Origin of the sequence: Winogradskyella arenosi (assembly GCF_003337305.1) — a bacterium.
Classification (GTDB): domain Bacteria; phylum Bacteroidota; class Bacteroidia; order Flavobacteriales; family Flavobacteriaceae; genus Winogradskyella; species Winogradskyella arenosi.
Genome location: NZ_QPJO01000002.1, coordinates 787,743 through 799,575 on the forward strand (window position 1 = coordinate 787,743; position 11,833 = coordinate 799,575).

General features: G+C 35.2%; 9 protein-coding genes. 5 read left to right on the forward strand and 4 right to left on the reverse strand.

What is annotated here, in order from left to right; all coding sequences use genetic code 11:
* Positions 1–3: 3 nt before the first annotated feature.
* Positions 4–1,260, reverse strand: a complete 1,257-nt coding sequence (locus tag DFQ08_RS08130) for a flippase (protein ID WP_147269457.1) — start codon at positions 1,258–1,260, stop codon at positions 4–6.
* Between the two features lie 94 nt (positions 1,261–1,354).
* Between DFQ08_RS08130 and DFQ08_RS08135 the strand changes: the two genes are divergently transcribed.
* Positions 1,355–2,332: a helix-turn-helix transcriptional regulator gene (locus DFQ08_RS08135; RefSeq protein WP_114309500.1), complete on the forward strand. Its 978-nt coding sequence runs from the start codon at positions 1,355–1,357 to the stop codon at positions 2,330–2,332.
* Positions 2,333–2,837: 505 nt separating this feature from the next.
* Here DFQ08_RS08135 and DFQ08_RS08140 read toward each other — a convergent pair.
* Positions 2,838–3,404: an NUDIX hydrolase gene (locus DFQ08_RS08140; RefSeq protein ID WP_114309501.1), complete on the reverse strand. Its 567-nt coding sequence runs from the start codon at positions 3,402–3,404 to the stop codon at positions 2,838–2,840.
* Positions 3,405–3,457: 53 nt separating this feature from the next.
* Entirely contained in the window at positions 3,458–4,546 is a 1,089-nt protein-coding gene (locus tag DFQ08_RS08145; protein WP_114309502.1) for a M42 family metallopeptidase, read from the reverse strand.
* A 126-nt stretch (positions 4,547–4,672) separates the two neighbouring features.
* Between DFQ08_RS08145 and DFQ08_RS08150 the strand changes: the two genes are divergently transcribed.
* The 4 genes from DFQ08_RS08150 (at position 4,673) to trhA (ending at position 10,763) form a co-directional block, all read left to right on the forward strand.
* Positions 4,673–5,563 carry an ABC transporter ATP-binding protein gene (locus DFQ08_RS08150; RefSeq protein ID WP_114309503.1) on the forward strand — a complete coding sequence of 297 codons (891 nt, stop codon included), beginning with the start codon at positions 4,673–4,675 and terminating at the stop codon, positions 5,561–5,563.
* Positions 5,564–5,653: 90 nt separating this feature from the next.
* Positions 5,654–9,235: an ABC transporter permease/M1 family aminopeptidase gene (locus DFQ08_RS08155; RefSeq protein ID WP_317048383.1), complete on the forward strand. Its 3,582-nt coding sequence runs from the start codon at positions 5,654–5,656 to the stop codon at positions 9,233–9,235.
* A gap of 206 nt (positions 9,236–9,441) precedes the next feature.
* Positions 9,442–10,134, forward strand: coding sequence for a DUF4294 domain-containing protein (locus DFQ08_RS08160; RefSeq protein ID WP_114309505.1), 693 nt, complete (start codon positions 9,442–9,444; stop codon positions 10,132–10,134).
* A 2-nt stretch (positions 10,135–10,136) separates the two neighbouring features.
* Entirely contained in the window at positions 10,137–10,763 is a 627-nt protein-coding gene (trhA, locus tag DFQ08_RS08165; protein ID WP_114309506.1) for a PAQR family membrane homeostasis protein TrhA, read from the forward strand.
* Positions 10,764–10,772: 9 nt separating this feature from the next.
* Here trhA and DFQ08_RS08170 read toward each other — a convergent pair whose 3' ends face one another.
* Positions 10,773–11,771, reverse strand: coding sequence for a lipoate--protein ligase (locus DFQ08_RS08170; RefSeq protein WP_114309507.1), 999 nt, complete (start codon positions 11,769–11,771; stop codon positions 10,773–10,775).
* Positions 11,772–11,833 lie beyond the last annotated feature (62 nt).

The window sequence follows — 11,833 nt, forward strand, 5'->3', positions numbered from 1 at the left end:
AGATTAAATAAAAGATAAGAGTTGTCGTCTGCTCTTATGATCTAAGAACATATATAGAATATTAGTGGAAAAATGGCTGAGGAGTACGGCAATGGCGGCACCTTCGACTTTAAAAATAGGAATGAGCAAATAGCACAAAACAACGTTAACGGCGCAGCCTAAACTAAATCGGTAAACATTTTTATTAAGGTCATTGGTGTTAATAAGGTGTTTTTCATAGATCATGCCTATAAATATAATTAGTGGCGACCAGCAGAATATGAGCAAGGGATTTAAGGCCTCAATATAGCTTTCTGAGAAATATTGGCTTAAGATATATCCTCCAAAAAAGGTGTATAATAGACCAATAGCTGTCCCGAGGATAAGCATAATTTTAAACAGGCGGATGATTTTTTTTCGATACAAGGCCGTATCGTTTTGATACGATTCTGCGAGAGAGGGGTAGAGGGCGTTTATAATTGAAAATCCTAAATTCCAACTTAAGGCAATCACTAAAAATTGAACAGTAGCAAATATGCCATTAGCATGATCGCCTATAAAATATTTTAAAAACAATTCATCAATTGTAATGTAAAACATGATGATTGCATTAGAAATCATTAGCGGAAAGGCCATTTTTAAAAGGGATTTACCTAAAGGCCAATTTAAGTGCCACGATTGAAATAAAAAGGGTTTCTTCAGTCTTAAAATAAGAAAGTAAATAAAACCTTGAATAAAAAAGTCAAGGACTATAAGTTGCGCAAAATAGTCCACACTTAAATGGTTTTTAACACCGTAATACTGAAGCGCCACAATAATGCTTAAAGTTGTAATTTTACAGATGAATATGATTTTGGTCCATTTTTGCGCCAGTAAATAATATTCAAAAATATCCGTGAGTTTAAAGAGGTAACTGAGAGCAATAATGATATATAAATGGGATAACGGACTGCTCTTCGCTATACCGAAGTAGATAAAGACGCCGATAAAAATTAAAAGCCAACTGACAAGTCTAAGGTAAAAGGCTGTCGATAAAATTTGAGGGCTCTGTTTGGGTTTAAAAATGATTTCTCTGATGCAAATGGCAGATAAGCCCAATAAAAACAAAGGTGTAAACATACCTAATACCAATTCTACAAATTTTAGTTTACCGATATCAACAGTCCCTAAAGTGCTGAAAATTTTAGGAACAATAAAAACCCCGGTTATAAACTGGATGATTTTTTCAAGGGTAAACCATTTTGTGGCAATAAAATCCTTTCGGCTAAAAACTGATGTCATATCTTCTATATGGGCTTTCAAATATATAAAACCGATTCCTTTTAGGCATTTAAAATATTATGATTAAATTGGATTTTTTTATTTCAGAAAATTAATGACCCCAGAGTTTTTACGCCGCTACTATATTGTACGTATCATATCTAATCCTAGTGTTTACGGTATTCATAATAATGGCTATGTGCCTTTAGAAGAGTTACAGCGAACATTAGATCGAATTCGCGCTAATCATAATGAAGACGATTTGTACGACAAATTAAACCTTCACAGTCAGAAAACGATAAAACGCGATTTAGAAAAAATTAAATCGTATTACTATACGACAATTTTACACAAACGTAATTATGGTTATTATGTAGACAGTTCTGGAATTAGTGAAAAGCTCAAAGAGGTTTACGAAAAGACAGAACTTTACTTGCTGCACCACCATGCTCATGCTTGGAAAGCACATCTAAGTACGGCACGGAGTTCCTTAAGCTCTCGGGTAGACTTAGTTCCTTTAATCCATGCCATAGATCAGAACTTTAGTATAGAATTAGAGTATCAGGGATGGTATGAAGATAACGACTTTCAGACGATTAAAGGTTTTTTTCAACCTCTACATATTAAAGAAATTAATAAATCGTGGTATTTAATGGCGCATAACGAGCAGTATGGAATTTATGCGTTTAGTTTAGATGACCGTTTTAAAACCTTAGTGATAAGCAAACGCCATGTGAAAAATCCTATAGATTTTAATCCTTCAACCTATTTTGAACATGCCATTGGGGTCTTAAAGACCAATATAAAACCAGAATGGATTTATATTCAGGTGGCTAATCATCATTTTAAATATTTAGAAAATAATCCCTTACACCATTCTCAAGAAATTATTTATAGACCTAAAGCGATGGATACTAGAAGCTTAGATTATAAAAATCCTAATATTTGGGGAGAAATAAAAATCTATATTGAACCTAATTATGAGTTTTTAATGGAAATCTTAAAATATAATCTGTGGGTTAAAGTTGTAAGTCCTCAGCCAATTAAAGAATATGTAAAGCATCATTTGGCTTTGATGGTTGATTATTATTAAGTTATGTTATATTGAAAAATCCCTAGGATATTAAAATATAGTGTTGTATTTTAGTACTAATAGGATGAAATCTAACTTTTTATAAGAAAGGGAGGAATTTTAGCGATTGAATTTTCTTTAAAAATGAAAGAAAGTGCCTACAGGTATAAGCTTAACGTTCTGAGCATGTTATCTGACAAGCCGAAAAAAAAGTAAGTATTTTACTCATAATAAATTTGAAAAGGACACATTTTGTCCATTTCGTTTGTATTTTTGTGTCAACCAAATCGTAATAAAGATATTCTTATGAACATCGTTTTTACATTTTGATATAGTCATAATTCGAGGTCATATATTAGATATAGGGGTATAGCTATTAGTCGAAGGGGGACTTATTGACTGAGAAGAACTGACTAGATATAACCTCAACCTTAACGGGTTGGGGTTTTTATTTTTTTAACCCTGTTTTAATTCTCACTTCAGAAATAATCCGCTCAGTTTTGTTTTTAATCTGTATTCTTTTTACCTATTCTTCAGGTAATTCTAATGTGGTAGATATCGCTTCTATAACCGTTAAGTAATAATCGCGGTTACCCGGAATAAAGTGTCCGTTCTCTGCACTGTGGTCTAAAAGCATTTTAAATTCTGCTATTGAAACTAACTTTATAGCTTCCACTTCAGATTCTTGTATAACTAAATGGGCTATAGGTACTTTTAATTGGGCTTTGAATACCTGATGAAATTCATTATCTTGAATACGACCTTCGGCGTAACGGCTTTCATGGAGAAAAGTGCCTACTTTTTCAAGGGCATTGGCTGTTAATTCTAAACCTATTTCTTCTTTTGTTTCGCGCAGTGCTGCTTGTATAAAAGATTCCCCAGCATCTATATGTCCGGCAACTGAGACATCCCAAAGTAAAGGATATATGGCCTTTTTATGCGAGCGTTGTTGTAGTAAGATTTTGCCTTCTGGCGTGTAAAGCCATAGATGAATGGTGTTATGGTAAAGCCCTTTAGTATGCGCTTCAGATTTTAAAGCTCTATACCCTAAAGAAACACCTTGTTTGTCAACGATATCTAAGAATTCATCCATGGTAAAAAAATAGACCTGTTAGATTTGAAACCTCTAACAGGTCTTTTCATTTATTATTTAAAATAGCTAAAGGTTTCCCCGTTCTCAATTTTCAATAACGATTCATAAATTAATTTAATCACGTTCTCTACGTCATCTCGATGTACCATTTCTACAGTGGTATGCATATAACGTAGTGGTAAAGAAATTAATGCAGAAGCTACACCACCATTGCTATAGGCAAAGGCATCGGTATCCGTTCCCGTAGCTCTAGAGAGTGCGGCACGTTGAAAAGGAATATTTTTCTCTTCGGCAGTTTCTGTAATTAAATCTCGTAATTTCTGTTGTACGGCTGGGGCATAAGCGACAACCGGTCCTTTACCAATCTCAGCGTAACCTTGTGTTTTCTGATCTATCATTGGTGTAGTGGTATCGTGGGTCACGTCCGTTACAATAGCAACATTCGGTTTAATGGTCTGCGTGATCATTTCTGCACCACGTAAACCAATTTCTTCTTGTACAGAGTTTGTAATGTAAAGTCCAAAATCTAACTCTTGTTTGTTCTCTTTAAGTAAACGCGCAACTTCAGCAATCATAAATCCGCCCATACGGTTATCTAAAGCTCTACAAACAAACTTATCTTTGTTTAAGATATGAAATTCATCAGGGTAAGTGATAACACAACCTACATGAACGCCCATTTTTTCAACTTCTTCCTTGTCTTTTGCTCCTATATCAATACAAATATTGTCTGGTTTTGGAGCTTCTTCTTTAGATTTATTTCTAGTGTGAATAGCTGGCCAACCGAAAACACCTTTAACAATACCATTTTTGGTATGAATGTTTACAATTTTACTCGGTGCAATTTGGTGATCACTGCCACCGTTTCTTACCACGTAGAGTAAGCCATTATCAGAAATATAATTCACATACCATGAAATCTCATCGGCATGTCCCTCAATCACCACTTTATATTTGGCTTCAGGGTTTATAACAGCTACCGCAGAACCATAAGTGTCAGTGATAAACTCATCAACGTAAGGTTTTAGGTAATCCATCCAGATTTTTTGACCCTCCCATTCATAACCTGTAGGAGAGGCATTATTTAAATATTTTTCAAGAAAATCGAGTGATTTTTTATTAAGTATGCTTTTAGAAGCCATATGTAAATTTTTGAATTTCTGTAAAAATAAAAGGATTTATTCAGCTATAAAACGCTTTAAGAAATTTTTGTAACAAATTCAGCTATTTTTAGACTTATATTACAATCATCCAAAACGAACCCAATTATGAAGCTGGTAATTAAAGACCTTACTAAAACTTATAAAAATGGCGTAAAAGCTATAGATCATCTTAATCTTGAAATCGGAACCGGAATGTTTGGGCTCTTAGGGCCTAATGGAGCAGGGAAATCGTCCTTAATGCGTACCATTGCCACACTGCAGAAACCCGATTCTGGTACTATTACTTTTGGTGATATTAATGTTTTAGAAGATAATATGGCTTTGCGTAAGATCTTAGGGTATTTACCGCAATCTTTTGGCGTGTACCCAAAAATGTCGGCCGAAGCGTTATTAGATTATTTTGCCACCTTGAAAGGCATTCATTCTAAAACGGAACGTCAAGCCTTAATTAAAGAGGTTTTAGAAATTACCAATCTCTATGAGATGCGTAAAAAATACGTGGCTGGCTATTCAGGAGGGATGAAACAACGTTTTGGAATTGCTCAATTGTTATTAAATAACCCGAAATTAATTATTGTAGATGAGCCTACCGCAGGCTTAGATCCGGCAGAACGCCATCGTTTTTTAAATGTTTTAAGAGAAGTGGGGACCAACTGCACCGTTATTTTCTCTACCCATATTGTAGAAGACGTTAAAGAACTTTGTAATGATATGGCCATATTAAATGGAGGACGTATTTTAAAACAAGCTACTCCAACCCAAGCCCGTTTAGAATTAAAAAATCGTATTTGGACTAAAACTATTGATAGAGATGATTTAGAAGCTCATGAAGCCCAATTTAATGTGTTGTCTTCTAATTATAACGAAGATAACTCTCTCAATATCCGTGTGTTTAATGCAGTGCAGCCCAGTGCCGAGTTTATAGCTGTGGAGCCTCAGCTAGACGATGTTTATTTTATTGCCTTAAAGACAGACGAACCTGTTGCAGCCCTTTAATTTTAATCATTTAAACGTACGTCTATGTTTTCTACAATATTTTTTCATGAATTAAAATTCTGGTTAAAAAGGCCTGTAACTTATATTTATATGGCTATTTTTTTCGTGATTGCCGTGTTTATGGCCGCAACTACAGCGGGTATTTTTGATAGCATCACCGCAACAACTGGTTCTTCGCGAATTGTAAATGCACCGCTTGGGGTTAATGGTTTGTTTAACGGATTGGCCATTTTAATTTTCTTTTTATTTCCTTCAATTATTGGAGCTTCTATAAATAGAGATTTTAAAAGCGAAATGCATTCCATTTTATATTCCTATCCTTTTACCAAGGCCAATTATTTATTTGCTAAATTTTTTAGTGCTATTGTGGTGGTTTCTTTAATTGTAATGACTATTGGGGTTGGTATGGTTATCGGGTACCGACTGCCTGGCACAAATGCCGATTTAGTAATGCCTTTTGATTTTCAGTCGTATCTCAATACCTATTGGCTATTTATTTTACCTAATATCCTCTTGTTTGGTGCTATTGTTTTTGCGGTTGTGACCTTCTCTAGGAATATTGCAGCGGGTTTTATTACCGTTATTCTATTGTTGTTTGTGCAACGTATCACGGACAATTTCCTTTACGATCAAGACTACCGTTATTTAGCGTCTCTATTTGATCCTTTTGGGTCATCGGCGGTTAGTTATTATACCCGTTATTGGACGGTTTATGAGCAAAATGAACTCCATATTCCTATTAAAGAAGTGATTATTTATAATCGTTTGCTTTGGTTAGGTATTGCGAGTTTAATTTTTGGAATTGTTTTTAAACTGTTTTCATTCAGCCAAAATGCAATGTCATTTTCATTTTTTAGAAAGAAGAAAGGTGAGCGTGCTACAAAGCGAAATTTTGGCGGTATTGTTAAAATCGATTTACCAAAGGTAACCTATGATTATTCTTTTATTCAAAACTTGAAGGCGACTTGGAAAATAACTCAAGTTGAATTTAAATATATTGTAAAAAGTTGGGCGTTTATCAGCATTGTGCTGGTCGGTCTTATTATTGTTTTGGTGGCCTTATCTGAAGCCGGAAGTCAAGTCGGCGCCTCTTCTTATCCAAGAACATGGCTTATGCTACAAGGCGGAGGTATATTTGTCATAGCCATAAATATCTGTACGTTTCTCTATGCCGGAATGTTAGTCAACCGGAGTAAGATTGCTAATATTAACGGATTAGAAGACGTCACACCAATACCCAATTGGTCCTTGTTTGCCTCTAAGTTTATAGCTCTTGTACTCATGCAGGTTTTGCTGCTTTCAGTAATTATGGTCGCGGGGATTTTATTTCAACTCTATCAAGGCTATTTCGATATAGAATTAGGGCTGTATATCAAAGAACTGTTTGGGTTAAAACTCATTAATTATGTCATTTGGGCCTTTTTAGCGCTTACGGTACAAACCTTAATTAGAAATCCGTACTTAGGATTATTTGTTTTATTGGTGCTTTCTATCGGAATTCCACTGTTGAGTTTGGCGGGTATTGAGCAACCCTTATTTAGATATAATGATGATTCTGGGTTTAGCTATAATGACATGAATGGCTATGGAGATTCCTTACCGCGTTATTTGTTTTATAAATTGTATTGGTCCCTTGGAGGTTTAGTACTTATGCTTATCGCGGCCTTATTTTGGGTTCGTGGTCTTCCGAGTTCCTTTTCAGAACGCTTTGAGATCGCTAAAGCTCGGTTTAAAACACCATTTGCCATCACTTTTGTAGCCGTTTTAGCTGGATTTTTTCTTCTAGGATATACCATTTATCATGAAACTAATATTCAGAACGATCGCTATTCTTCTAAAGAACAAGAAGAATTAAGAGTGAATTGGGAAAAGAAATATAAAAAATATGAGGCCTATGCCCAACCTCGCATTATTGCCGTAGATGTGGATTTAGATCTTTTTACCGAAGCACAAAATTTTGAAGCTTCAGGACGTTATACTATGATTAATAAAACGGAGCAGGGCATAGATAGTATCTTTCTTAATTATAACGATTATGACAGTACTTTTAAATTCAACAAAGAAAATAGTCTCGTATCTGAAGATACCTTATATAATTTCAACATATATCAGTTAAAGCAAACGCTTCAACCCGGGGATTCTTTACGTTTAGAGTTTACAGTTAAAAATAAACCGAATACCTTATTCCTTAACAATTCACCTGTCATAAAGAATGGAACTTTTGTGAGTAATATGGAGCTTTTTCCTAATTTAGGTTATAACGGAGGCGAACTTACTGACGATAAAACTCGTGAAAAATATGGCTTAGCTCCAAACCAATTAAAACCACATCCTTCAGACTCTACAGCTTTAGGGAACACTTATATTTCTAAAGATAGTGATTGGATTGATTTTGAAACCACAGTGAGCACTTCAGAGGGGCAAATAGCCATTGCTCCGGGCTATCTGCAAAAAGAATGGGTAAAAGAGGGGAGGCGCTATTTTCATTACAAAATGGATAGTAAAATCTTGAATTTTTACGCATATAATTCAGCAGAATACGAGGTTAAAAAAGACAAGTGGAAGGACGTTGATCTTGAAATTTATTATCACAAAGGGCACGAGTACAATCTAAAAAGTATGATGGATGGGATGAAAGCGTCCTTAGCTTATAACAGTGAAAACTTCAGTCCTTATCAGCATAAACAACTTAGAATTGTTGAATTTCCTAGTGGCGGATTTGCCCAGTCTTTCCCTAATACTATTCCGTTTTCTGGAGATGCCGGGTTTATTGCTGATGTTGAAGATAGTGAAGATGGCGATCTTAATTATACCTACGCCATTACGGTACACGAAGTGGCACACCAGTGGTGGGCTCATCAAGTTATTGGTGCTGATGTTTTAGGAGCAACGATGTTATCTGAAAGCTTGTCGGAATACGTGGCTCTTAAAGTTTTAGAGAAGGAGTTAGGAAAACCTCAAATGCGTAAATTTCTTAAACGCGCTTTAGATGATTATCTCTTTCAACGCACCTTTGAGAGCAAACGCGAAAAACCATTGATGTACAACGACGGACAAGGGTATATTCGTTATCAAAAAGGCTCTTTAGTGTTTTATGCCTTAAGCGATTATATAGGTGAAAAGGTTTTAAATGCCGCCTTAAAAACCTATGTAGAGAAGGTGAAATTTCAAGAACCTCCTTATACAACGTCTATAGACATGGTAAACCATATAAAAGCCGTGACTCCAGATAGCCTTCAATATGTGATTAAAGATATGTTTGAAACCATAACGCTTTATGATAATAGTATAAAAAATGTGAGCAGTACTGCCTTAGACAACGGACAGTATAAAGTGGATATAGAATTTGAAGTAAGTAAATATAGAAACGACGAAAAAGGAAAGCAATTATTTTCTGAAACTAGTAGAGATTCTATTTCTTATGTGCCTGAAGGGAGAACCAAACCTATTTTATCTCTGCCCTTACAAGACTATATTGATGTTGGCGTGTTCACGACCCATAATGTTGATGGAAAAATGGAAGAAAAGCAACTTTATTTAAAGAAACACAAAATAACGGCCATTCATAATACCATTTCTATTATTGTAGATGAAAAACCAACGGAGGTAGGGGTAGATCCTTATAATAAACTCATAGATAGAAACTCTGTAGACAACCGTCAGCAACTGTAATCCGTATTAAAATGATGTTAAAGACCTTTCAGATGTATGTATTCTGAAAGGTTTTTTTATACCTTTTAACTTCAATACACAGCGATCATCAAATAAAAAAAATAGGAGAATAAGTTGAAGAATTTAAGTATAGAGCGCACAAATATTAGTAATTTTGAAATGAAACAAAAAGCATTTTTGGAACGATTTTAGTAGGCTATTTATTCATGAAGTACTGTACTTATATAGCATTGTTTTTTTCATTGATTTTGAATGCCCAAATAGATCCCGTTGAGCAAGACTCTACAGTGGTGCATTATATGATTATTGAAGGCGACTCTATTCCTGTAACAAGCGTAGATTTAAATGAGGTTTTGGTTTTACCACCTCTAAAATTTTCTGATCGCAAATCTCGAATTCGTTATATTATTCTAAGACGAAAAACCTTAAAAGTGTATCCGTATGCCAAATTGGCTGCAGAACGTTTAGAAACACTTCAAGCGAGATTGGAAGGGTTAGAAAGTAAACGCGATAAAAAGCGATATGCTAAAATTATTCAGAATTATATTCAAGATGAATTTTCTGCAGAACTAAAAAAACTCACCAAAACGGAAGGGCAAATTTTAGTGAAACTGATACATCGGCAAACCGGAAGAACCACCTTTGAACTTATTAAAGAACTTCGAAATGGTTGGCGAGCGTTTTGGTTTAATAGTACTGCAAGTTTATTCGATATTTCTTTAAAACGAGAGTTTGCTCCAATTGATGTTGAAGAAGATTATTTAATTGAAGATATTTTACAACGGGCATTCCAAAGTGAACGTTTAAAGCGCCAAGATCCGGCTTTTGAAATTGATTTTTATAGCTGTGTAAGTAAATGGGCGGCACCAAAAGCAACGACTTCAGATAAGCATTATTAAAGATGAGAATTCAAACAAAACGAGAAGAGTTACTCAATGCCTGGACGCATGGCATTGGGGCTTTATTAGGAGTTGTAGCCTTAGTCTTATTAGTTCTTAATGCCGATAAGCTTACGCCGTGGAGCCTGTTTAGCGTTATCGTTTATGGGCTGTCTATTATAATTTTATTCTTAGCCTCAACCTTATACCACGCCGTTGAAGATGAACAACGCAAATACTATTTTAGAATTGTAGATCATATTAGTATTTATGTGCTTATCGCAGGGACGTATACGCCCGTATTATTGCTTGTTCTTCCCGATAGTTTAGGTTGGGTGTTGTTTTATACTGTTTGGGGTATCGCTGCTTTTGGTGTGATGTTAAAACTGTTTTTTACGGGCCGATTCGAAATATTTTCAACATTACTTTATTTGGTAATGGGATGGCTTATTGTATTTGATTTTTCAAACCTTTCAATTGAAATGGGGTCTGACGGTATAATATGGCTTTTTGCAGGTGGATTATTCTACACCGTAGGCATTATTTTTTACGCCATTAATAAAATTCCGTATAATCATGTTATCTGGCATTTGTTTGTGTTAGGTGGTGCTATTTGCCATTTTTTTATGGTGTATTGGTATGTTTTATAGGGGATTGTCTTAATCATTTCCATAGACCAGGGTTAAGAAATCTGATTTTTCAAGAGTTCCAAAATAATGCTCAATAGCCACGGATTCTAAGGCTTTGCTTATTTCATGTTTGTCATAAGGCACTCCAATGAGGAGGTTTTCAAGGTCTGAAACCGGTTGTCTTCCAAAGAAATCACCAAAGATTTTAAAATCTGAAATATAACCTTTTTCAACAAAAATACGAAGGTCAATTTCGCCGATTGGAAATCGTTTATTCCGCTGAATATTAAACTTCGGGGAGCGTCCGTAATTCCAGTCCCATAGATCATATTTTTCGGCTTTTAAGTCATAAACCGCTTGCCATTCGGCTTCGGTTAGCCTATAAGTTTCAAAAGGCTCACTGGCTTCGTATAAGCCTTGAAGTAACTCCGATTTAAAATCGGACATGCTTAAGGGTGTCTCTAAAAAATCACTAATATTAGCCACACGACTGCGTACAGATTTGTGCCCTTTAGATTGTATTTTGCTCATTTTAACTTGAAGCGCTTTTACCACTTCACTCATATCCGTGTTAAATAACAAGGTTCCGTGACTAATCATGCGCTTTCCTGTAGAGAATTGTGCGGTTCCCGAAATTTTTTGTTCGTTTACTAAGATATCGTTACGGCCTTTTAATTCTGCGGCAACACCCATAGCGTTTAAAACCTTAATGACCGGAGCTGTAAATTTTTTAAAGTTGCTAATGCTTTTACCATCGTGATTCGTAATAAAGCTAAAGTTTAAATTGCCTAAGTCATGATACACCGCACCGCCACCAGAAACCCGTCTAACCACATGAATATTGTTCGCTTCAACATATTCTTGGTTAATTTCTTCTAAGGTGTTTTGGTTACGACCTATAATAATGGAAGGGGCGTTAATATAAAACAGTAAATAGTCCTTGGAGGCATCAAAATGTCTAAGAATGTGTTCTTCTAATGCCAAGTTTAATTTAGGATCTGTATGCCCTTCGTTATCAATAAAAATCATAAAACCTATTGTTTTGGATGCTATACAAAGATAATATTCTGCTTGGGCTTAAGAAGATTTGG